The organism is Streptomyces sp. NPDC020958, from assembly GCF_055562175.1.
Map to the genome: position 1 here is coordinate 149710 of NZ_JBVHFU010000008.1, position 21233 is coordinate 170942.

17 protein-coding genes are annotated in these 21233 nt (G+C 68.9%); 13 read left to right on the forward strand and 4 right to left on the reverse strand.

Annotation, left to right across the window (positions count from 1 at the left end; translation table 11 throughout):
- The first annotated feature begins 717 nt into the window (after nucleotides 1–717).
- From rpsL to ACZ3KP_RS23775, 5 genes are all read left to right on the forward strand, one after another.
- Nucleotides 718–1089 (forward strand): 30S ribosomal protein S12, encoded by a 372-nt coding sequence (gene rpsL, locus ACZ3KP_RS23755; RefSeq protein ID WP_003948652.1) that lies wholly within the window; start codon nucleotides 718–720, stop codon nucleotides 1087–1089.
- Between the two features lie 2 nt (nucleotides 1090–1091).
- Nucleotides 1092–1562: a 30S ribosomal protein S7 gene (gene rpsG / locus ACZ3KP_RS23760; protein WP_003992340.1), complete on the forward strand. Its 471-nt coding sequence runs from the start codon at nucleotides 1092–1094 to the stop codon at nucleotides 1560–1562.
- A 39-nt stretch (nucleotides 1563–1601) separates the two neighbouring features.
- A complete protein-coding gene (gene fusA / locus ACZ3KP_RS23765; protein ID WP_132890216.1) occupies nucleotides 1602–3728 on the forward strand; it encodes an elongation factor G in 2127 nt (708 codons plus the stop codon).
- A 169-nt stretch (nucleotides 3729–3897) separates the two neighbouring features.
- Nucleotides 3898–5091 carry an elongation factor Tu gene (tuf, locus tag ACZ3KP_RS23770; RefSeq protein ID WP_132890215.1) on the forward strand — a complete coding sequence of 398 codons (1194 nt, stop codon included), beginning with the start codon at nucleotides 3898–3900 and terminating at the stop codon, nucleotides 5089–5091.
- A gap of 225 nt (nucleotides 5092–5316) precedes the next feature.
- The gene (locus tag ACZ3KP_RS23775) at nucleotides 5317–8349 is read left to right on the forward strand and encodes a glycosyl hydrolase 115 family protein (RefSeq protein ID WP_467501635.1); all 3033 of its coding nucleotides are present in this window, start codon (nucleotides 5317–5319) and stop codon (nucleotides 8347–8349) included.
- 21 nt (nucleotides 8350–8370) lie between these two features.
- Here the strand turns inward: ACZ3KP_RS23775 and ACZ3KP_RS23780 are convergent, their stop codons facing one another.
- Entirely contained in the window at nucleotides 8371–9741 is a 1371-nt protein-coding gene (locus ACZ3KP_RS23780) for a S41 family peptidase (protein WP_467501636.1), read from the reverse strand.
- 143 nt (nucleotides 9742–9884) lie between these two features.
- Here ACZ3KP_RS23780 and ACZ3KP_RS23785 point away from each other — a divergent pair, with 143 nt between their 5' ends.
- Nucleotides 9885–10397 (forward strand): GNAT family N-acetyltransferase, encoded by a 513-nt coding sequence (locus ACZ3KP_RS23785; protein ID WP_467501637.1) that lies wholly within the window; start codon nucleotides 9885–9887, stop codon nucleotides 10395–10397.
- A gap of 10 nt (nucleotides 10398–10407) precedes the next feature.
- Here the strand turns inward: ACZ3KP_RS23785 and ACZ3KP_RS23790 are convergent, their stop codons facing one another.
- Entirely contained in the window at nucleotides 10408–10767 is a 360-nt protein-coding gene (locus ACZ3KP_RS23790) for a hypothetical protein (RefSeq protein WP_467501638.1), read from the reverse strand.
- A gap of 44 nt (nucleotides 10768–10811) precedes the next feature.
- Nucleotides 10812–11699 (reverse strand): helix-turn-helix domain-containing protein, encoded by an 888-nt coding sequence (locus ACZ3KP_RS23795; RefSeq protein WP_467501639.1) that lies wholly within the window; start codon nucleotides 11697–11699, stop codon nucleotides 10812–10814.
- A gap of 481 nt (nucleotides 11700–12180) precedes the next feature.
- Here ACZ3KP_RS23795 and ACZ3KP_RS23800 point away from each other — a divergent pair, with 481 nt between their 5' ends.
- Together ACZ3KP_RS23800 and ACZ3KP_RS23805 are read left to right on the forward strand one after the other, a co-directional pair.
- Nucleotides 12181–13056, forward strand: coding sequence for a helix-turn-helix domain-containing protein (locus tag ACZ3KP_RS23800; protein WP_467501640.1), 876 nt, complete (start codon nucleotides 12181–12183; stop codon nucleotides 13054–13056).
- Nucleotides 13053–13280, forward strand: coding sequence for a DUF397 domain-containing protein (locus tag ACZ3KP_RS23805; protein WP_467501641.1), 228 nt, complete (start codon nucleotides 13053–13055; stop codon nucleotides 13278–13280). The genes ACZ3KP_RS23800 and ACZ3KP_RS23805 overlap by 4 nt, the downstream gene beginning before the upstream one ends.
- Before the next feature lie 145 nt (nucleotides 13281–13425).
- Here the strand turns inward: ACZ3KP_RS23805 and ACZ3KP_RS23810 are convergent, their stop codons facing one another.
- Nucleotides 13426–13776, reverse strand: coding sequence for a hypothetical protein (locus ACZ3KP_RS23810; RefSeq protein ID WP_358983570.1), 351 nt, complete (start codon nucleotides 13774–13776; stop codon nucleotides 13426–13428).
- Nucleotides 13777–13854: 78 nt separating this feature from the next.
- On the opposite strand from ACZ3KP_RS23810, the gene ACZ3KP_RS23815 reads away from it, so the two are divergent.
- The 5 genes from ACZ3KP_RS23815 (at nucleotide 13855) to ACZ3KP_RS23835 (ending at nucleotide 20826) form a co-directional block, all read left to right on the forward strand.
- The gene (locus tag ACZ3KP_RS23815) at nucleotides 13855–14502 is read left to right on the forward strand and encodes a hypothetical protein (protein WP_467501642.1); all 648 of its coding nucleotides are present in this window, start codon (nucleotides 13855–13857) and stop codon (nucleotides 14500–14502) included.
- Nucleotides 14503–14516: 14 nt separating this feature from the next.
- Nucleotides 14517–14960 (forward strand): hypothetical protein, encoded by a 444-nt coding sequence (locus tag ACZ3KP_RS23820; protein ID WP_467501643.1) that lies wholly within the window; start codon nucleotides 14517–14519, stop codon nucleotides 14958–14960.
- 117 nt (nucleotides 14961–15077) lie between these two features.
- The gene (locus ACZ3KP_RS23825) at nucleotides 15078–19748 is read left to right on the forward strand and encodes an RHS repeat-associated core domain-containing protein (RefSeq protein WP_467501644.1); all 4671 of its coding nucleotides are present in this window, start codon (nucleotides 15078–15080) and stop codon (nucleotides 19746–19748) included.
- On the forward strand, nucleotides 19736–20266 hold the full coding sequence (locus tag ACZ3KP_RS23830) for a hypothetical protein (RefSeq protein ID WP_467501645.1): 531 nt from the start codon (nucleotides 19736–19738) through the stop codon (nucleotides 20264–20266). The genes ACZ3KP_RS23825 and ACZ3KP_RS23830 overlap by 13 nt, the downstream gene beginning before the upstream one ends.
- Nucleotides 20267–20316: 50 nt before the next feature.
- Complete coding sequence (locus tag ACZ3KP_RS23835) at nucleotides 20317–20826, forward strand: hypothetical protein (protein ID WP_467501646.1); 510 nt, start codon at nucleotides 20317–20319, stop codon at nucleotides 20824–20826.
- The last annotated feature ends 407 nt before the right edge of the window (nucleotides 20827–21233 follow it).

Genomic DNA, 21233 nt, shown 5'->3' on the forward strand with positions numbered 1-21233 from the left:
GGTCGTACCGCCACGGTCGGCCGGCGTGGCCTGGCCGGGCTCCGGCTCGCGCGGCGGTGCCCCCCTGGACGTCCCGAGGGGTCGCCCGCCCGGGAGCGGGGCTACCGGTCGTACCGCCACGGTCGGCCGGCGTGGCCTGGCCGGGCTCCGGCTCGCGCGGCGGTGCCCCCCTGGACGTCCCGAGGGGTCGCCCGCCCGGGAACGGGGCTACCGGTCGGGCTGCCACGGTCAGCCCACCGGCCTGGCCCGGCATCCGCTCGCATGGCGGTCCCGTCCCGGACGGGCCGGGCGGCCACCGGCCCGGGAACGGGACCATCGGTTGAGCGGGGGCGGCCGGCCCGGCGGGCCGGCTCGGCACGCGATCGCGCGGCGGCACCCCCCTCGGGCGGCCCGTGTCGTCCGTGTTCGCGTGTCGGCCGCCTTCGTGGTATGGCGGAGGGCTTTCGTAAAACCCCAGCTCATGGGCGTCGCAACCGGTCCCGCTTCTTTTGTTTTGACCGGAGTCATTGCGCTAGGTACGCTCAGACCTTGTGCCTGGGGTGTGCCCTGATCCTCGTGCGTGCCTTCACACCGCACCTGAGTGACGAAGTGGCCACCGTGATACGCGCCCCCTTCTGCTTTCCGGCAGGAGTTCGCGGAATCCGACACACCCGACCGCGTGGGTCGGCGACGTTCCAGGTTAGCTTCACCATTCGGCACACAGAAACCGGAGAAGTAGTGCCTACGATCCAGCAGCTGGTCCGCAAGGGCCGGCAGGACAAGGTCGAGAAGAACAAGACGCCCGCACTCGAGGGTTCCCCTCAGCGCCGGGGCGTCTGCACGCGTGTGTTCACGACCACCCCGAAGAAGCCGAACTCGGCCCTGCGTAAGGTCGCGCGTGTGCGTCTGACCAGCGGGATCGAGGTCACCGCTTACATTCCGGGTGAGGGACACAACCTGCAGGAGCACTCCATCGTGCTCGTGCGCGGCGGCCGTGTGAAGGACCTGCCGGGTGTTCGCTACAAGATCATCCGTGGCTCGCTCGACACCCAGGGTGTCAAGAACCGCAAGCAGGCCCGCAGCCGCTACGGCGCCAAGAAGGAGAAGTAAGAATGCCTCGTAAGGGCCCCGCCCCGAAGCGCCCGGTCATCATCGACCCGGTTTACGGCTCCCCTCTGGTGACCTCCCTGATCAACAAGGTGCTGCTGAACGGCAAGCGTTCCACCGCCGAGCGCATCGTCTACGGCGCCATGGAGGGTCTGCGTGAGAAGACGGGCAACGACCCGATCATCACGCTGAAGCGCGCGCTGGAGAACATCAAGCCGACCCTCGAGGTCAAGTCCCGCCGTGTCGGTGGTGCGACGTACCAGGTGCCGATCGAGGTCAAGCCCGGTCGCGCCAACACCCTCGCGCTGCGCTGGCTCGTCGGCTACTCCCGTGCCCGTCGCGAGAAGACCATGACCGAGCGCCTGCTCAACGAGCTTCTCGACGCCTCGAACGGCCTCGGTGCGGCCGTCAAGAAGCGCGAGGACACGCACAAGATGGCCGAGTCCAACAAGGCCTTCGCGCACTACCGCTGGTAGTCGCTACCCACATCGAGACCGAGAGAAGACCGAAGCCTTATGGCTACCACTTCACTTGACCTGGCCAAGGTCCGCAACATCGGGATCATGGCCCACATCGACGCGGGCAAGACGACCACCACCGAGCGGATCCTGTTCTACACCGGTGTGTCGTACAAGATCGGTGAGGTCCACGACGGCGCCGCCACCATGGACTGGATGGAGCAGGAGCAGGAGCGTGGCATCACGATCACCTCTGCTGCCACCACCTGTCACTGGCCGCTGGAAGACGTCGACCACACCATCAACATCATCGACACCCCGGGCCACGTCGACTTCACCGTCGAGGTGGAGCGTTCGCTGCGCGTGCTCGACGGTGCCGTGACGGTGTTCGACGGCGTCGCCGGCGTGGAGCCCCAGTCCGAGACGGTGTGGCGTCAGGCGGACCGCTACGGCGTCCCGCGTATCTGCTTCGTCAACAAGCTCGACCGGACCGGTGCCGAGTTCCACCGCTGCGTCGACATGATCAGCGACCGCCTGGGCGCGCAGCCGATCATCATGCAGCTCCCGATCGGTGCCGAGGCCGACTTCCAGGGCGTCGTGGACCTCGTCCGCATGAAGGCGCTCGTGTGGTCCGCCGAGGCCACCAAGGGCGAGATGTACGACGTCGTCGACATCCCGGCCACCCACACCGAGGCTGCCGAGGAGTACCGCGGCAAGCTCATCGAGACGGTCGCCGAGAACGACGAAGAGATCATGGAGCTGTACCTGGAGGGCGAGGAGCCCACCGAGGAGCAGCTGTACGCCGCGATCCGTCGCATCACCATCGCGTCCGGCAAGTCCAAGGACACCACGGTCACCCCGGTGTTCTGCGGTACCGCGTTCAAGAACAAGGGCGTCCAGCCCCTGCTCGACGCGGTCGTGCGCTACCTCCCCTCCCCCCTGGACGTCGAGGCCATCGAGGGCCACGACGTGAAGGACCCGGAGGTCGTGGTCAAGCGCAAGCCGTCCGACGACGAGCCGCTGTCCGCGCTGGCGTTCAAGATCATGAGCGACCCGCACCTCGGCAAGCTCACCTTCGTCCGGGTCTACTCGGGCCGCCTGGAGTCCGGCACCGCCGTGCTGAACTCCGTCAAGGGCAAGAAGGAGCGCATCGGCAAGATCTACCGCATGCACGCGAACAAGCGTGAGGAGATCGAGTCGGTGGGCGCCGGCGACATCATCGCCGTCATGGGTCTGAAGCAGACCACGACCGGTGAGACGCTGTGCGACGACAAGCAGCCGGTGATCCTGGAGTCCATGGACTTCCCGGCGCCGGTCATCCAGGTCGCCATCGAGCCCAAGTCCAAGGGTGACCAGGAGAAGCTGGGTGTCGCCATCCAGCGTCTCGCGGAGGAGGACCCCTCCTTCCAGGTCCACTCGGACGAGGAGACCGGCCAGACCATCATCGGTGGTATGGGCGAGCTGCACCTCGAGGTGCTGGTCGACCGTATGCGCCGTGAGTTCAAGGTCGAGGCCAACGTCGGCAAGCCGCAGGTCGCGTACCGCGAGACGATCCGTCAGGCCGTCGAGCGCGTCGACTACACCCACAAGAAGCAGACCGGTGGTACCGGTCAGTTCGCGAAGGTGCAGATCGGCATCGAGCCGCTCGAGGGTGGCGACACGTCGTACGAGTTCGTGAACAAGGTGACCGGTGGTCGTATCCCGAAGGAGTACATCCCTTCGGTCGACGCCGGTGCGCAGGAGGCCATGCAGTTCGGCATCCTCGCCGGTTACGAGATGACCGGTGTCCGCGTGATCCTGCACGACGGTGCCTACCACGAGGTGGACTCCTCCGAGCTCGCCTTCAAGATCGCCGGTTCGCAGGCCTTCAAGGAGGCCGCGCGCAAGGCCAAGCCCGTTCTCCTTGAGCCGATGATGGCCGTCGAGGTCACCACGCCCGAGGACTACATGGGTGAGGTCATCGGCGACATCAACTCCCGCCGTGGCCAGATCCAGGCCATGGAGGAGCGGGCCGGTGCCCGCGTCGTGAAGGGCCTCGTGCCCCTCTCGGAGATGTTCGGTTACGTCGGCGACCTGCGCAGCAAGACGTCCGGCCGGGCCAGCTACTCCATGCAGTTCGACTCCTACGCCGAGGTTCCGCGGAACGTCGCCGAGGAGATCATCGCGAAGGCCAAGGGCGAGTAAGCACCGCGTTCACCGCAGTGCGCACCACGCTTTAGGCTTGACCCCGGAGCCTCACGGGTCGTTCCTCCGCATTCGTGGCGGATCGGCCCGGGGCCCGGGACCCAACAGCAAAGATCACCTGGCGCCGATTGAACCAAGGCGTACAGAACCACTCCACAGGAGGACCCCAGTGGCGAAGGCGAAGTTCGAGCGGACTAAGCCGCACGTCAACATCGGCACCATCGGTCACATCGACCACGGTAAGACGACCCTCACGGCCGCCATTACCAAGGTGCTGCACGACGCGTACCCGGACCTGAACGAGGCCACCCCGTTCGACAACATCGACAAGGCGCCCGAGGAGCGTCAGCGCGGTATCACCATCTCCATCGCGCACGTCGAGTACCAGACCGAGGCGCGCCACTACGCCCACGTCGACTGCCCGGGTCACGCGGACTACATCAAGAACATGATCACCGGTGCCGCCCAGATGGACGGCGCGATCCTGGTCGTGGCCGCCACCGACGGCCCGATGCCGCAGACCAAGGAGCACGTGCTCCTGGCCCGCCAGGTCGGCGTGCCGTACATCGTCGTCGCCCTGAACAAGGCCGACATGGTGGACGACGAGGAGATCCTGGAGCTCGTCGAGCTCGAGGTCCGTGAGCTCCTCTCCGAGTACGAGTTCCCGGGCGACGACGTCCCGGTCGTCAAGGTCTCGGCGCTCAAGGCGCTCGAGGGCGACGCCCAGTGGACCCAGTCCGTCCTGGACCTCATGAACGCTGTCGACACCTCCATCCCGGAGCCCGAGCGTGACGTCGACAAGCCGTTCCTGATGCCGATCGAGGACGTCTTCACGATCACCGGTCGTGGCACCGTCGTCACCGGTCGTATCGAGCGCGGTATCCTCAAGGTCAACGAGACCGTCGACATCATCGGCATCAAGACCGAGAAGACCACCACCACGGTCACCGGTATCGAGATGTTCCGCAAGCTGCTCGACGAGGGCCAGGCCGGTGAGAACGTCGGTCTGCTGCTCCGCGGCATCAAGCGCGAGGACGTCGAGCGCGGCCAGGTCATCATCAAGCCGGGCTCGGTCACCCCGCACACCGAGTTCGAGGCGCAGGCCTACATCCTCTCCAAGGACGAGGGTGGCCGCCACACGCCGTTCTTCAACAACTACCGTCCGCAGTTCTACTTCCGTACCACGGACGTGACCGGCGTCGTGACCCTCCCCGAGGGCACCGAGATGGTCATGCCGGGCGACAACACTGAGATGAAGGTCGAGCTCATCCAGCCCATCGCCATGGAAGAGGGCCTGAAGTTCGCCATCCGTGAGGGTGGCCGCACGGTCGGCGCCGGCCAGGTCACCAAGATCAACAAGTGATCTCGGCCCGTAAGGGCTGACCTGGTAGGTCTCTGAATGGCCCGTACGACTTCGGTCGTACGGGCCATTCGGCGTGTCCGAGGCGGGACGGCGGGCTCGAAAGCGCGGCGGCTCGAAAGCGTGGCGGGCTCGAAAGTATTCGGCGGGTACGACCCCTGGCTCCCGGGAGCCACTCCCTCCACCATTTGTCATGCCGCTGACCAAATTCGGGTGGAGGGGTGAGGCATGTCCGTGCGTCGTAGGACCGTCCTGGGGGCGGGGCTGGGGGCGGGGCTGGGGGCGGGGCTGGCCACCGTGCCCGCGCCGTCGTCGGGCGTCGCGTGGGCCGGAGGTGAGCGTGCGCCGCGGGTGACCGACCCCGGCGCGTACATCTCCTTCACCGGTGGGGCGTTCTCCCTGGTGGGCGCCCCGGTCGTGGTGAGCCCGGACGATCACCCAGGGGTCGTACGGGTCGCGGGCGACCTCCGTGCCGACCTCGAACGGGTGACGGGGACCCGGCCGGGTGCCACGATCGCCCGCCGTGCCGTCCTCGTCGGCACGATCGGCCGCAGCCCGCTGATCGACGGCCTGGTGGCCGCCGGGAAGCTGGACGTGACGGGGGTCGGCGGCCGTTGGGAGACCTCGCTCCAGACGGTGGTCGAGCATCCGATGCCCGGGGTGGAGCAGGCCTTCGTCATCGCGGGCAGCGACCCGCGCGGCACGATCTTCGGGGCGTACGACGTCTCGTACGGGCTCGGGGTCTCCCCCTGGTACTGGTGGGACGACGTGCCGCCGGTACGGCGGGCCGGGGCGTGGGTCCTGCCCGGCAGGTTCACCCAGGGCACCCCCGCCGTGAAGTACCGCGGCTTCTTCATCAACGACGAGAACCCGGCCCTCGGCACCTGGGCGCCCGCCCACTTCGGTCCCGGCAAGGCCCCCGGCTACCCCGGTGGCTTCACCGCGGACTTCTACGCCCGGGTCTTCGAGGTGCTGCTCCGGCTGAAGGGCAACTACCTCTGGCCGGCGGTGTGGGGGCGGGCCTTCGCCGAGGACGACCCGGAGAACCACCGGCGGGCCGCCGACTACGGCGTTGTCATGGGCACGTCTCACGAGGCGCCCATGATGCGTGGCATCGAGGAGTGGAACCGGCACGCGACGGCCGGCACCGACCCCTACGGGGGCACGGGCGAGTGGTCGTACCTCCGCAACCCCGAGGCGATCCGGGCCTACTGGCGGGCCGGCATCCAGCGCATGGTCGACGAGGGGTTCGAGGGGGTCGTCACGCTCGGCATGCGCGGCAACGGCGACACCGGCCTGCCCGACGGCGACGGCATCGAGCTGATGCAGGAGATCATCACCGCGCAGCGCCGGATCATCGAGGAGGTGACGGGCCGGCCGGCCGCCGAGACCCCCCAGGTGTGGACCCTGTACAAGGAGGTCCAGCGCTACTGGGACCGCGGCCTGCGCGCCCCGGACGACGTCACGGTCGTCCTGACGGACGACAACTGGGGCAACATCCGCAAGCACCCCTCGCCCCAGGAGCCGCGCGGCGGCGGATACGGCCTCTACTACCACTTCGACTACGTGGGCGCGGGCCGCAACTACAAGTGGGTGGACACGGCGAACCTCCGCAACGTCTGGGACCAGCTCCACCAGGCGCACGCCTACGGCAACCACGGCCTGTGGGTGGCCAACGTGGGCGACCTGAAGGGCAACGAGCTCCCGACGGAGTTCTTCCTGACCTACGCCTGGGATCCGTCGCGCTGGGACGTCGACCGGCTGGGGGAGTGGGAGCGGAGGTACGCGCGGCAGAACTTCGGCGCCGCGGTGGCGGACGACGCGGCCGAAGTCCTTGCCCGGTACGGCCAGTTGCAGGCGCGCCGCAAACCCGAGCTGCTGAACCGCCGGATCACCCTCTCCGACACCGGCGAGGTGGTGTACGACGACCAGCAGACGCCCTTCTCCTTCGGCCACCGCGAGCTGGAGCGGGTCACCGAGGAGTGGCGCGAGCTGGAGGGACGGGCGGCGAGGATCGCCCGCCGACTGCCGGAGGCCGGCCGGGACGCGTGGTTCGAACTGGTCGGGTACGAGGTGGCGGCGACCGCGAACCTGTACGCGCTGCGGGAGGCCGAGTTCACCAACCTGCGCTACGCCCGGCAGGGCCGGGCGGCGACGAACGACCGGGCGGCGGACGCGGAGCAGGCCCTGCTCCGGGACTTCGCCCTGGCCGACCGCTTCAACTCCGAGGTGGCGGGCGGCAAATGGCGGGGATTCCAGACCCAGCCGCACATCGACTACGGCGACGTGGCCCGGTACGGCCCCAACGCGCCCTGGCAGCAGCCGGAGAAGGACAACGTGGCCCTGCCGGACGTGCTCTTCCCCGCGGTACGGCGGATCGAGGTACCGGAGGCCGCCGGACTGGGCGTCTGCGTGGACGGCGCACAGGACGCGGGGGCCGGGGAGCTGCCGCCGTTCAGCCCCTACCAGACCCGGCCGCAGCAGTACGTCGAGGTGTTCAACCGGGGCCGTACGCCCTTCGACTACCGGGTGGAGAGTTCGGTCCCGTGGCTGGTGGTGGACCGGCCGCGGGGGCGGGTGGAGCAGCAGGTACGGGTGGAGGTACGGGTGGACTGGTCCCGGGCGCCGGACGGGCGGTCCGCCGGGACGCTGACGGTGAGCGGGGCGGGGGAGTCGGTGACGGTGCGGTGCGTGGCGGAGCAGCCACCGGCGCGGGGATCGCACGGGTCACGGGGGCTGCGGGGCTTCGTCGAGGCGGGCGGCTATGTGGCGATCGACGCGGAGCACCACGACCGTGCGGTGGGGTGGTGGCGCCGGCTGCCGGGCATCGGGCGGACCGGGGCCGGGATGACGGCGTGGCCGGTGACGGGCGGCTGGGGCGGCTCCGCGGCCTCCTGGCCCCGGCTGGAGTACCAGGTGAGCCTGCTGTCGGCGGGGGAGGTGACGGTGTGGGCGTACCTGTCCCCGCGCAACCCGTCGCTCGGCTCCCCCGGTCTGCGCTACGCGCTGTCCTTCGACGACGACGAACCCCAGTCGGTCGACATCACCGCGGGCGCGGACGACGGCCTGCTGAACACGGTCTGGGCACGGAACACGTCCGACAACGTGAACCGGACGGCGACCCGGCACACCCTGACCGCCGGGATCCACCGCCTGAAGTTCTGGTCGGTGGACCCCACGGTGGTGGTGCAGCGACTGCTGATCGACACGGGTGGCCTGACCCCGACGTACCTGGGGCCGCTGGAGAGCCGGCGGCTCTGAGGCCCCGGGGCGCCGGGGAGGTCAGCGGGCGGGCCGCAACACCGCCACCGCCCGGTCGAACGCCGAGTCCCGGTTCTTCGCGAACTCCTCCTTGGTGAACACCGGTTCGGTGATGTCCGGCGGGATGCCGGCGCCGTCGAAGGTGCGGCCGGTGCGGGTCAGGAACTCCTCGTTCGGGAGCCAGGCCGCCATGCCGTCGGGGAGGTAGCGGACCAGGATGTCCGAGAAGACGCCCTGGGTCGGCTGTCCGATGCGGACCGTGCGGCCCGGACGGTCGATCAGGGCCTGGGTGAAGGTCTCACCGGCGCTGATCGTCGAGCCGCCGGTGAGGAGGGCGATCGGGCCGGTGTAGCGGGGGCCGCGGGCAGGGATGACGCGCACCGGCTCGGGCGGGGTGTGACGGGACGGGTCGGCGGGGTCGTCGCGGACGCGCTTGGAGTAGGCGACGTACGGGGTGTCCGTCAGCCGTTCGGCGATGTGGATGCCGAGGGCGTCGGAGCCGCCGCCGTTGACCCGCAGGTCGATGATCAGACCGCGCAGGGAACGGGTGCGGGCGGGGGTGAGGACGCTGTTCAGGGCCCGGTCGAGTTCGGTGAGGTCGGCGGCGTACGAGTCGTCGTCCGGGTCGTACCCGTCGAAGTCGGCGATCCGGAGGTAGCCCAGGCCGCCGTCGAGGTCCGCGTAGGTGATGAGGCCGTCCGCGAAGTCCTGCCGGCCGGTCGCCCCCTTCAGGTCGCGGGCGATGACGAACTTCTTCACCCTGGAGTCGAGTTCCCGGCCCGGCGCGGTGGTGCCCGGCCGCACCACACCGTAGGTGCGGTCGCCGTCCTGGACGAGGACGTGCGCGTCGTGGAGGGGTTCGATCATGCGGCTGAAGATGCCGAAGAGCTCGGCGCGGGGGGTGTCCTCGTGCACGAGCGGCCGGTAGTGGTCCCGTATCGCGTGCCAGTCGATGCCCTTGGCCGCGAAGAAGGGGTAGTTCTCCTCGAAGGACTGCCAGAAGACGTCGAAGGAGGCGCGGGGGTCGGTCGAGGGCGGCCGGGTGCAGGCGGCCGGCAGCGCGCTGATCCGTGTGAGCCGCCGGTGCCCGACCGCGCTGTCGGAGCCGAGCAGGGCGTGCCCGGGGGCGGAGGCGAGCCGCAGGGTGAGGACGTCACCGTCGGAGTCGTACGTCCCCTGTTGCGCCCTCGCCTTCGAGAAGTCCCCCTTGAGGCAGCTGACGGCGGTCGTCTGGTACTCCTGCATGCCCCGTGCGCCGACGGTGACGAGGGTCCCGTAGCCGTCGGTGCGCCACACGCCGTCCAGGCCCGTGCCGGTTCCGGGCGCTCCCGGCGCCGTGGTGGCCAGGGCGAGGGCCAGGAGGAGAGCTGCGGTCCCGACGACGTTTCGCACGATGGCGTCCTTCCACCCACACGCGACTGACGCTTGTGCCCTCACGTTGCCGGACGTCGGGACTCCCGGCCATCCGGCAGACGGGGGACTCCGAGTCCGTCGCAGAGCGAGCCGCTCCGGGGCCGGTCGCGTAGATTCTCCGGATGACCGTGCTGCGTGGCGCCTCCGTCGCCCTCCGCCCCACCGTGCGCGAGGACATCCCCGCCTTGGCCGCCATTCGGGCCACACCTGAAGTGCGTGCACGATGGAGGGGCGGGGACGATCTCGAGGCGGACGTCGCAGCCGACCTCGAAGACCCTGGCACCCGGTGCCTGACCGTCGACCACCGACAGCGGATCGTCGGGATGATCCAGTGGTACGCCGAGGAGGAGCCGGACTACCGGCACGCGGGCATCGACCTCTTCCTCGATCCCGCGGTGCACCGCAGGGGCCTGGGCACCGAGGCCGTACGGGCACTGGCCTGCCATCTCGTCGACGTCCACGGCTACCACCGTCTGATCATCGACCCGGCAGCCGACAACATCGCGGCGATCCGCTGTTACACCAAGGTCGGCTTCAGGCCCGTCGGCATCATGCGGCAGTACGAGCGCGGCCCGGACGGCACCTGGCACGACGGCCTCCTGATGGACCTCCTGGCCACCGAGCTGGTGCGCTGAGCGCCGGCTCTCATTCGGGCTGCTCGAAGAGCTCGGCCGTGGTGGTGGCCGTGGCGGCGCGGGTCAGCCAGGTGGTGAGGGTGTCGTGGTCGTCGCAGGAGGTGATGCGGTCACGGGCTTCGTCGCCGACGTCGACGCCACGGCCGCCGAGGACGACGAGGAGGGCTTCGGCGAGGCCTTCAGCGAGGCCCTCGGCGCGCAGGGCCTGAGCCGTCTGGGACTGGAAGATGGAGAGGTCGACGGCCATGAGGTGCCTCCAGAGGTCCGCGGCCGGCGTCTTGCCCAGGCCTTGTTCGGTCAGCTCGATGTAGATGCTCGCGGTGTCTTCGTCGTCGGCCTGCGGGCCCTTCAGGGCGGCTGCCAGTGCCATGAGGGGAGTCGGGGTCTCTCGTCGTAGTCGTGCGGACCTGGGGGTCATGCCGCTTCCTGCAGCGCCTGGTGGGGGCGGCAGTCACGGCAGTGGCCGGGCTCCGCCGCACGGAACGGGCGGTCGCAGCCGTCGCAGTCCTGGAAGGGGAGCGGGCGCGGCGGGGCGGGCGGCGGTGGCGGAGGCAGGTGCTCCGTGAGGCGGTGGGCCAGGAAGCCCGCCGGGTGGAGGAGCGGCTCGGTCGGGAGACCGGACGTGAGGGCGCGGCGTACGGCTTCGGGTGAGGCACCACGTTCCAGCCAGGCGTCGACCGCCGGGGCGAGGCGTCGTACCTCGCGTTCGGGGAGGAGGAGACGGGGGTCGTCGTGGTGGAGTCCGGCGAGGAGGGTGGTGGCTGTGCGCTGCGGGTCGGGGGTGCTGCGCATGGGTTCCGGCAGAGGTGGCTTCGGCGGGCGCGGTGACGGTGCTGCAGGGAGGTGTGCCTGCTCTGGGCGCGCTGCTGGTGCTGGTGCTGGTGCTGGTGCTGGTGTAAGTGGCGGTGGCGGCGTAATCTCTCGTACCTCTTCCGCCCCCGTCGGCCGGTTGTACGACACCGTCCGCGAGACCATCCGGCCGTTCGGCAGCCGCTCACGCGTCCGGGACAGGTAGCCGTGGGCCTCCAGTTCGCGCAGCGCCGCCGCGATCCGCACCTCGCCCTCCGGGAAACGCGCGGTCAGGGACTTGATGTCCACACGGGCGCCGGTCGGCAGCGACTGGATGTGCCCGGCGAGGCCGATCGCGGTGAGGGAGAGTTCGCGGTGCTGGAGAAGGCGGTTGTCGACCACCGTGTACCGCGTGGTGAGGCGGACGTTGACGTGGGTCACCCCGCACGAGGGGTTCGACCCCGGAACGGCTGACCGGGCGCGCGAGGGCGCGCTAGTGTGCTCTGCATCCATCGGGAAGTTGCAGTCTTCCTAGGTGGTCAGGCCCTCGATCGGGATCGCTACTCCCGGCCGGGGGCCGTCGTATGTGCGGGGGGTGCCCGGCTGCGTGCTCGCACGCTCACCCGGTGTTGTCGCGGCGAGCATATGCCGGGCAACCGGCACCGAATCCAGCCCAGTTGGCCATGTTCACTCCGGAGAGTGACAGGCGGCGGCGGGGAGGCGGGTGGGGTTGGGTAGGGGGATTTCCCTGGGTTTTTTAACTACTTTGCGGCGGGCGTCACCGCCTCGCGGCGGACCGCGTGACGGTCGGTTCAGGGGGTGGCGATTTTCTGTTCGCGTCACTCAGCGTGGCCGCCTGCGCCTACCGTGGGCAGTGACGGAGTCGTTGCGTACGGTCACTGTCCGCTGCTTGTCCGGCGTCGGCCTGGCTGTCGGACGCGGCCGCACGGGTAGGGCGCCGTCGAGGCACGGTCGTACGACGGAGGGGTGAGGGATGAGCGTGGACGGCGCGGTGGGGCCGCTCAGGAGCGAGGCGGACGAGCCGGGTTGGGAGGTGGATCCCGATGACGAGTGGGGCGTCGCGGTCATCGCGACCGTCGGGCGGCAGCTGAAACTGCGGCGGGAGGCAGTGGGGATGCGGGCCGCCGAGTTCGGGGTGGCGGTCGGGTCCGGCGAGGACATGGTCTACAAGATCGAAGGTGGGAAGCGGATTCCCCGGCCGGAGTATCTGGACAGGGCGGACGAGGTGTTGGGGGCGAAGGGGCTGCTCTCGGCGATGAAGGAAGACGTACGGCGGGTCCGGTACCCCAAGAAGGTGCGTGATCTGGCGCAGTTGGAGGCGAGGGCGGTGGAGCTCCAGCTCTACGACCCGCTCCACATCCACGGGTTGTTGCAGACACCCGAGTACGCGCGACGGCTGCTCCTGATGCGTCGCCCGGCGTACAGCGGGGACGAGGTGGAGCGGTTCATCGCCGCGCGCGTGGCCCGTAAGGCCGTATTCGAGCGGGACCCGGCACCTGAACTCAGCTTCGTCCTGGAGGAGTGGACGCTCCGGCGGCCGCTCGGCGGGCGTGCGGTTCTCCGTCAGCAGTTGGAACACCTGCTGGAGGTTGCGCGGTTGCGGAACGTCGAGCTTCAGGTGATGCCGATGGACCGTGAGGAGCACGCGGGGGTCGACGGCGGAATCGAGGTGCTGAAGTCCGGGGACGGCTCGGCGGTGGGACGTTCGGTAGCAGTGGCCGGCGGCCGACCGGTGTCCGATGCGAAGCAGCTCCGTATCCTTGAACTGCGGTACGGCATCATCCGGGCGCAGGCGCTCACACCGCGTGAGTCGACGGCCTTCATCGAACAACTGCTGGGGGAGACATGATCCGCAAGTCCACGGCCGAGGACGTCTCCGGTCTGACGTGGTTCAAGAGCAGCTACAGCAGCGGCAGTGAAGGCGACTCCTGCGTCGAAGTCGCCCTCGGTCCCGCCACCGTCCACATCCGCGACTCGAAGAACACCGCGACCCCGTCCCGCGGCCCCCACCTCACCTTCCCGCCCGCCACCTGGACGGCCTTCCTCTCCCACGCGGCCGCCGCCGGGGAGTGAGGTACGCCTGCGCCGTTCCGCGAGGTCGCCGACCCTTCCGGGCGGCCCTCGCGGTCGAGTGCGCTCTTCAGCAGGGCGCGCTGCACGTCAGTGATGAGCGGGGCGGTGTCCAGGGTGGCGTGAGCCTGTGCGCGGAGGACGCGGTCTACTCCGCCTTGTTCGCGCCGCTGCCCTGTTGCTGCTGCTGACCCTCCGGCCGTACCGCGTCCTTTGCCTTCTTCGCGAGGTCGTCGTCCAGCTTCTTGAACTCGCGGACCACGGTGTCGGACATGTCGGCGAGGGAGTCGATCTGCTTGGTGATGTCCTCGCGGCCGTCGTGCCAGTTGGACTCGAAGTCGTCGAGGGCGTTGTAGACCGTGCTGCTGCCGACGTCGTCCTGGTAGGACTCGAACATCTTCTTGGTGTGGTTGAGACGCTCCTTGATGGAGCGCAGCTTGCGGCCGTAGTCCTCCAGCTCGCTCAGCGGTATCGCGAGGTCGCTCTTGCCGTTGCCCACGTGACCGTCCCCCGTTCGCGCATCTCGTAGTCTGGGCCGCACCGTATATCAGATCATCGGACGGGGGCGGCGTACACCATGGCGCGCTATATGGAGACGCTCACCATCGAGCGCGGCGGTTTCCGGATCAAGGTGCCGGAGTCGTGGTGGGAGTTCGACGTGCGGCCGGAGTCGCGGGACGACTCGATCCGGCGGATGGTGAACGAACGCGTCGCCCAGTACCCGGAGCTGGCGCAGTACCGGGACACGTACGTCGGCTTCCTGCGCAAGTCCGCGGCCGACGCGTGGAAGTCGGGCGCGATGTACTGCGGCTGCATGGCGGAGAGCTTCGGCGGCGACACCCCGATCACCGGGTCGGTCACGGTGTCGCTGGTCGGCGGCCGGACCCGCGAGGGCGCGCCGCTCTCCAACGACCCCGCCGCCATCGCCGCCCAGCTCGCCCCCAAGGAGGCCCACCGGGAGGGCGACTCCTGGCGCAAGGTGACGACCGTCGACATCCCCGGAGTCGGTCCGGCCGCCCGGACGTACGGCATCGAGGACATCCCGATCCCCGAGGACAGCCTGGGCCGCACGATTCGCGCGGTCCTGATGCAGACCTTCATCCCGGTCCCCGGCCAGGAGGGCAAGGTCGCCCTGGTCGCGGGCAGCAGCCAGGTCCTCGACCTCGCCGACTCCTTCTTCGACATCTTCGACGCGATCACGTCGACGTTCCGCTTCGCGGACTGAACGGGCCGGTCGTCATGGACTGGGAGAGCGGCGGAGGTCTGCTGGGTCTCGCCGACCCTGCCGAGTGGGACGCCGCGTTCGAGCGCGGCGAGGATCATCTCGGTACGGCGGCGATCGGGCTGGCCCTCAACTGCCCGTTGGAGGCGGCGTCCCCTCGGATCGTGCGGGCGATGAAACTCCCGGACCCGGGGGAGCGGGGGTACGCCTGCACCGCGGCCCGCCTCAACCGCCGGCTCACCCCCGAGCTGTTCGCCGCGCTGCGCGCCGAGGGGCCGGGCGGCCCGGCCGCGGACGCGATCGGCGACACGTTCACCTTTGTGCCGTTCCGGGACCTGCCACCGTGGTTCAAGCGTCGGTGGGTGTACGTGACGGTGCGCGGCACGCTGGAGCACTGGCGGCTCCGCTCCGTGGACGCCATCCAGGACGGCCGGCGGACCTTGCGCGGACGCCGACGCTGAGCCCCAGTCGGGCACGGCCGACTCGACCGTCGGCCTTCACCTCGAACGGTCGTTCCTAGTAAGTTCGCGTGTGCACAGGCTTACTGACGGGGTGTACGCGACGGGGGTTGCGAGATCATGGCGGGGTACCGACCGGCGGACTGGCATCCACTCGACCTCGACAAGGACCCCACCCCGGGCGACCCGCAACGCGTCCGCACCCTCGCCGCGCAGCTGCACACCTTCGCCGACGACGTCTCCGACGCGTTGCGTCTGGTCAAGGGCATGGCCGGTGAGGACGCTCTTCTGCAGTGGGCGGGCAAGTCGGCGGAGGTCTTCAAGGAGCAGTTCAAGGACGTCCCGAAAAACCTGAAGAAGCTGAAGAAGTCCTACGAGCTGTGCGGCGACGCGCTCGCGGACTACTGGCCGAAGCTGGAACGCGCCCAGGCCCTGGCGGACAAGGCCCTCGCCAAGGCCAAGGAGGCCCAGTCCGACCTCTCCTCCGCCAAGTCCCGCCTGTCCTCCGCCGATTCCTGGATCACCCGGGCCACGAAGGAAGCCGACAAGTACAAGGACGACCCCACCGGCAGCAAGTCCGACGCCGACAAGCCGGACGAGGGCAAGGTCCGCGCCGCCACCCGGGACGTGCAGAGCGCCAAGTCCGCCCATACCCAGGCCCAGTCGGACGTCACCGCCGCCCAGAACGCCCTCGACGCCGCGAAGAAGATGGCCGAGGACGCCCGGAAGATGCGTGACGACGCGGCCGGGGAGGCGAAGCGGAAGATCGACGAGGCGTCCGACGCCGGGATCCCGAACCGGCACTGGTGGCAGGACGTCGGGCACTGGTTCGAGGACAACTGGGACACCATCGTCACCGTCTGCAAGGTCGTCGTCGCGGTCGTCGGCATCATCGCGATGATCATCGGCGGGCCGATCCTCGGCGCGATCGTGCTGGTTGCGGCCCTCGTCGTCCTCGCCGACACCCTCTACAAATACTCCAAAGGCCAAGCGTCACTGTGGGATGTGGCCTTCGCCGCGCTCGACTGCATACCCGGCGGCAAAGGCATCACCAGCCTCGGCAAAATCGCCAAGGGGCTGAAGGAGATGAAGAACCTCCGCGGCGGCATGAAGGCCATGAGCGTCGCCCTGCGCGGCTTGCGCAAGGCGGGCGTGGCCTCGCTCAGAAGCGGTGCGGACAACATCGCCAAGCGTGCCAGGGCGCTGGCCGGGCGTTGCCCTGGAGGTGACCCCATCGACATGGTCAGCGGCGAGATGCTCATGTACGACACGGATGTGGAGCTGCCGGGAGTGCTGTCCCTGGCCCTGAAGCGCACCCATATCTCGACGTACCGGGAGGGCCGGTGTTTCGGAAGGTCCTGGGCGTCCACGCTCGACGAGCGTGTGGAACTGGACGAAGAGGGCGTGCTGTTCGCCGCCGAGGACGGAATGGTGCTGCCTTATCCGGCCCCCCGGCAAGGAGAGCCGACGCTGCCTCAGGCAGGACCGAGATGGCCTCTTGAATGGGACGGCCCGAACAGCGATGCCCTGCGCATTTTCGATCCCGCTCTCGGCATCACACGGCATTTCACCACGATCGACCAACCGATGCCCGACCTGCCGTACACGATGGTGCTTTCGGCGATCACCGATCGCAACGGCAACCGAGTCGATTTCGATCGCACACCTGACGGCATGCCGGTCGCCGTCCGACACACGGGCGGATACCACCTGGCCGTCGAGACGACGGACGGTCTGGTGACGGGCCTCCACCTACGCACCGGCGAAGGCACACAGCAGACCCTGCTGCGCTACGCATACTCGCCGGACCGCGACCTCGCGGAGATCTACAACTCCTCCGGCCTTCCCTTCCGGTTCACCTACGACGATCAGGCTCGGGTCACCTCTTGGACCGACCGGAACGGCAGCTGGTACCGGTTCACGTACGACGAGGAGAGCCGCTGTGTCGCCGGGCAGGGCGCTGGCGGCTTCCTGGACTGCGCCATCTCCTACGACCCGATGCAGCGGACGACGACGTACACGAACTCCCTGGGCCATTCGACTCGGTACCACTACGACGAACTTCTGCACTTGGTCAGGGTGACCGACGCAGCCGGACGGGACGAACATCTCGAATGGGACCGGAGCGGCCGTCTGCTCCGGCAGACCGATCCCGCGGGACGTCACACGTCGTACACCTACGACGAGGCGGGCAACGTCACGGCCGTCATCGGGCCGGACGGGCGGCGTGCGTCCGCCGAATACAACTCGCTGCACCTGCCGGTGGTGACGATCGGCGCGGACGGCGCGGTACGTACCTACACCTACGACGAGCGCGGCAACCGGCTGTCGGTGACCGAACCCGGGGGAGTGGTCACGCGCTTCGGATTCGACGCGACCGGGGCTGTGACCGCCATCACGGATGCCATGGGCGGGACCGTCGCCTTCACGACGGACGCGGCGGGGCTGGTCTCGAGGATGACCGGTCCGACCGGTGCGGTCGTGGAGTACGCCAGGGACGCGTTCGGGCGGGTCGAGTCCGTCGTGGACCCGCTGGGCGGCATAACTCGCACCGCATGGACCGTGGAGGGCAAGCCTCGGGAGCGGGTGGCTTCTGACGGGCGAGTCGCGTCCTGGAGCTGGGACCCGGAGGGCAACCTCCTCACCCACACGGATGCGGCCGGTGCGACCACCACCTCCCAGTACTCGCACTTCGATCTTCTCGTGGCCAGGAGCCATCCCGGAGGTGGCACCCTTCGGTTTGGGCACGACACGGAGCTCCGGCTCACTTCCGTCACGAATGAGCGTGGGCTGACCTGGCACTACACCTATGACGAGGTCGGACGTCCGGTCGCGGAGGAGGATTTCAACGGCCGACGGGTCAGGTACGACCACGACGAGGTGGGGCGCCTCGTCCGGCAGATCAACGGGGCCGGGGAAATAGTCTCGTATCTACGGGACGTCAACGGCAACGTGGTGCGCAAGCAGGTGGGGGACTTGACCACGTCGTTCCGGTACGACGATGCGGGCCTGCTCAAGGAGGCGGTGTCGGCCTCCGCCACGCTCGCGTTCGAGCACGACGCGTACGGACGCGTCACGTCGGAGACGGTCAACGGTCTCACCAGCACTTTCACCTACGATCTACTGGGCCGCCGACTCACTCGCGTCACGCCCTCGGGAGCGCGAAGCACGTTTTCGTACGATGTCGACGGTCGGCCCGAACGGCTTCACGCGTTCGGCCACGATCTGCACTTCTCACACGACCTGGTGGGCCGGCAGACGGAGGTCCGGCTCGACGAGGCATTCTCGTTGCAGCAGACGTGGGACGCCGCGCACCGCCTCCGCACGCAGCGGACGGTTGTCGCGCACGACGGTCCGCGGCGGGCAGACACGCCGGCGGTCACGATCGACCGCACCTATGCCTATTCGCCCACCGGTCTGACCGAGATGGCCGAAGTCGGCGCCGGCGCGACCACGTACACGCTCAACGCGACGGGACGGGTGACGGCGGTCCACGCCGCCACCTGGACCGAGAACTACGCGTACGACTCCACGGGAAGCCTCCTTTCCTCGCACAGTTCGGGATCCCGACACGTCGACGAGCCCCCGCAGCGATTCAGCTACGAAGGGAACCGGCTGGTCGGCGTCGGCCGGGCCAGGTACGAGTACGACGCACAGGGCCGCGTGGTCAGACGGACCACGACCACACTCTCCGGCCGTCGCAGGAGCTGGGCTTACACCTGGGACGCGGATGACCGGCTGACGCAATTGGTGACTCCCGACGGTGCGACCTGGCGGTACTCCTACGACGCGCTCGGGCGCCGGATAAGCAAGAAACGGGCCGACGGCACCGGGAAGGTGGCGGAAACCGTCTACTTCGTGTGGGACGGAAGCCGTCTGGCGGAGGAAATACGCGACGACGAGGACGCTCGGCGGACGAGTATTACCTGGGAATACTCGCCCGACAGCCATCGGGCGGTCGCCCAGAACCGGCAGGAGCGGCCCGCTGGAATACCGCAGGAAGAAGTCGACCGTCGTTTCCGGCTGATCGTCGGCGATCTGGCCGGAAGCCCCAGCGAACTGGTGTCGCCCGGTGGCGAGCTGACCTGGAAACGGCGGTCCCTTCTCTGGGGCGGCCAGGAGGAATCCGCTGATCAGACCGAAGAATGTCCGCTGCGATTCCCGGGCCAGTACTTCGACGCCGAGAGCGGGCTGCACTACAACTACTTCCGCTATTACGACCCGCGGTCGGCGCGTTATCTGTCCCCGGACCCGCTGGGCCTGGCTGCAGGAACCGACCACTACGCCTACGTCGTCAACCCGCTCGACTGGTCCGACCCTCTGGGTCTGCAGTCCTGCCCGACCTTCAAGGGGCTCACCTGGCTCACGGACAAGCTCCTCAAGCGTCCCTCCTTCCGGTACCAGCGGGTGGTCTCGGGCACCGACTACGAGCAGATCTGGAAGCTCGCGGACGGCCGGGCCGTCCACGTGGACGGCGGGCCGGCAAACGGCTGGATCATGGAGGCGAAGTTCACCGGAAAGAACGATGCGGCCTGGGCCAAGTCCAACTACAACCCTGAAAGCGAATTCTACGACGAAGGCAAGATAACCAGCCAGGCGGCCAAGCTGCTGGAACTGAATGACGGCCTCGGCGGCAAGGGTGTTCGCTACGCGATATCAAATCCTGCGGGTGCGGCTCATTTCCGGGAGGTTCTCGGCAACCATTTCCCGGAGGCAATTGCGAATGGTACACTCGCGGTCTTCCATGTGCCGGGCAATGGTATGAGTGGAATGAGTAAATGGTTGACGTAAGTGTTGAATTGGATCAGCTGTCCGAGCTCGACGAACTCAGCGGCCAGGCCGTGGAGGGAGTCCTCACCGCCGCCGGGTGGACGGGGGAGCGCAGGAACCCCGCGAAGGCCTGGGCCACCACATGGCGGCGCGAGGGCGCCAGCGCATGGGTGCAGGGGAACGCACCTGTGGAGGTGCAGTTCACTCTCTGGCACCGCGACGTCGAGGACGAACGTGCGGACCCGGACACCTACATAGAAGAGCTCTATGAAGCGGCAGTGGCGGAACTCCCCACGGTCGTCTCGCAGCTGACATCCGGGGTCCTCGGGCCGCGGCTCCAGGAGTCGGACCGGGACCTGACAGATGGCGAGGACTTCATCGATCACCGGGCGTGGCTCGTCGCGGACAAGGTTGTTCTGGCCGGGGTCAAGCACAGTGACACCGACGCGCCTGTCCAACTCGTCGTCGTACTTCGCGAGGACACCCCCGATGCCGACGACGAGGACTACGAGGATGACGAGGACGACGACTGGTCGTGACGCGCCCGAGGCCGACGGCGTCTGCGGGGCGGGCTTCCGGGCATGACTCCATGACCTCTGACCCGACCTCCGTATCGCACGCCTCGGCCGCCTCCGCGGTGTACCGCCTCCTGGCCGGCACGGGGAACCTGCGGACGCTGCGCCTGGGAGATTCGCTGATCGATCTCAAGCGCCGGCAGTTCCAGGGACCGCAGATCGCTCTGCCGGACGTGTTCGAGGCCGAGTGGACCGGTGACCCCAAGGCGCCCAAGGCCGAGTTCGCCTCCGACTATCCGGGTGCGCCGATCCTGAGCCGACGCCTTGCCGACCGGGTCGGGCAGGAGCGGCTGGAGCAGGCCGGGCGGCTGGTCCCCGTCCGTACACCGGCCCCCGAGCCGGACGAGTACGCCCTGTACGTGGTGGAGCCTCTCGTGGACTGCGTGGACACTCGCAGGTCGGACCGGCCGAAGAAAGCCACCGGGGAGATGAGGAAGATGGTCTTCCGTCCAGAGGCGGTGCCTGCCGGCGTTCCGGGTTCCACAGTTTCCCGTCGCGGTGTGCTGGACCGGCTGGATGCGTGATCTGCTGGGCGAGGTCCTCGGAGACGGTCTGGAGGCCCGCCTGCTGTGGTCACCGGACCCCTCGGCCGCTCCGCACCCCGATCCGTGGGGCTTGTGATCCCGGCACGCGCGGCGCTCCCGATCGGCCGGTCCTCCGGCCTGTATGGATGGTGACGCGATGTCTGGCACGTCCCGACGGGGCCCGGCGGTCCACCGGCTCCTGCCGAGCCTGAGCGACTACGAGACGCTGCGTCTGGATGGCGCCGACCGGAGCAGGCTCATGCGGTGGCAGCGGAGCGGGGACGAAGCGGACCGGCCGACCGCGCTGCCTGCTGACGCCCGTACAGCTCGTCGTTGTCCTGCGCGAGGACACTCCGGATGCCGACGACGAGGACGACGACTGGTCGTGACGGGCCCCACCCGACTGC

Bases quoted from the DNA above. Each gene is read 5' to 3' on its own strand.
- rpsG (WP_003992340.1), top strand. From the start codon at position 1,092: ATGCCTCGTAAGGGCCCCGCCCCGAAGCGCCCGGTCATCATCGACCCG.
- fusA (WP_132890216.1), top strand. From the start codon at position 1,602: ATGGCTACCACTTCACTTGACCTGGCCAAGGTCCGCAACATCGGGATC.
- ACZ3KP_RS23775 (WP_467501635.1), top strand. From the start codon at position 5,317: ATGTCCGTGCGTCGTAGGACCGTCCTGGGGGCGGGGCTGGGGGCGGGG.
- ACZ3KP_RS23785 (WP_467501637.1), top strand. From the start codon at position 9,885: ATGACCGTGCTGCGTGGCGCCTCCGTCGCCCTCCGCCCCACCGTGCGC.
- ACZ3KP_RS23790 (WP_467501638.1), bottom strand. From the start codon at position 10,767: ATGGCACTGGCAGCCGCCCTGAAGGGCCCGCAGGCCGACGACGAAGAC.
- ACZ3KP_RS23795 (WP_467501639.1), bottom strand. From the start codon at position 11,699: ATGGATGCAGAGCACACTAGCGCGCCCTCGCGCGCCCGGTCAGCCGTT.
- ACZ3KP_RS23800 (WP_467501640.1), top strand. From the start codon at position 12,181: ATGAGCGTGGACGGCGCGGTGGGGCCGCTCAGGAGCGAGGCGGACGAG.
- ACZ3KP_RS23805 (WP_467501641.1), top strand. From the start codon at position 13,053: ATGATCCGCAAGTCCACGGCCGAGGACGTCTCCGGTCTGACGTGGTTC.
- ACZ3KP_RS23815 (WP_467501642.1), top strand. From the start codon at position 13,855: ATGGCGCGCTATATGGAGACGCTCACCATCGAGCGCGGCGGTTTCCGG.
- ACZ3KP_RS23820 (WP_467501643.1), top strand. From the start codon at position 14,517: ATGGACTGGGAGAGCGGCGGAGGTCTGCTGGGTCTCGCCGACCCTGCC.
- ACZ3KP_RS23825 (WP_467501644.1), top strand. From the start codon at position 15,078: ATGGCGGGGTACCGACCGGCGGACTGGCATCCACTCGACCTCGACAAG.
- ACZ3KP_RS23830 (WP_467501645.1), top strand. From the start codon at position 19,736: ATGGTTGACGTAAGTGTTGAATTGGATCAGCTGTCCGAGCTCGACGAA.
- ACZ3KP_RS23835 (WP_467501646.1), top strand. From the start codon at position 20,317: ATGACCTCTGACCCGACCTCCGTATCGCACGCCTCGGCCGCCTCCGCG.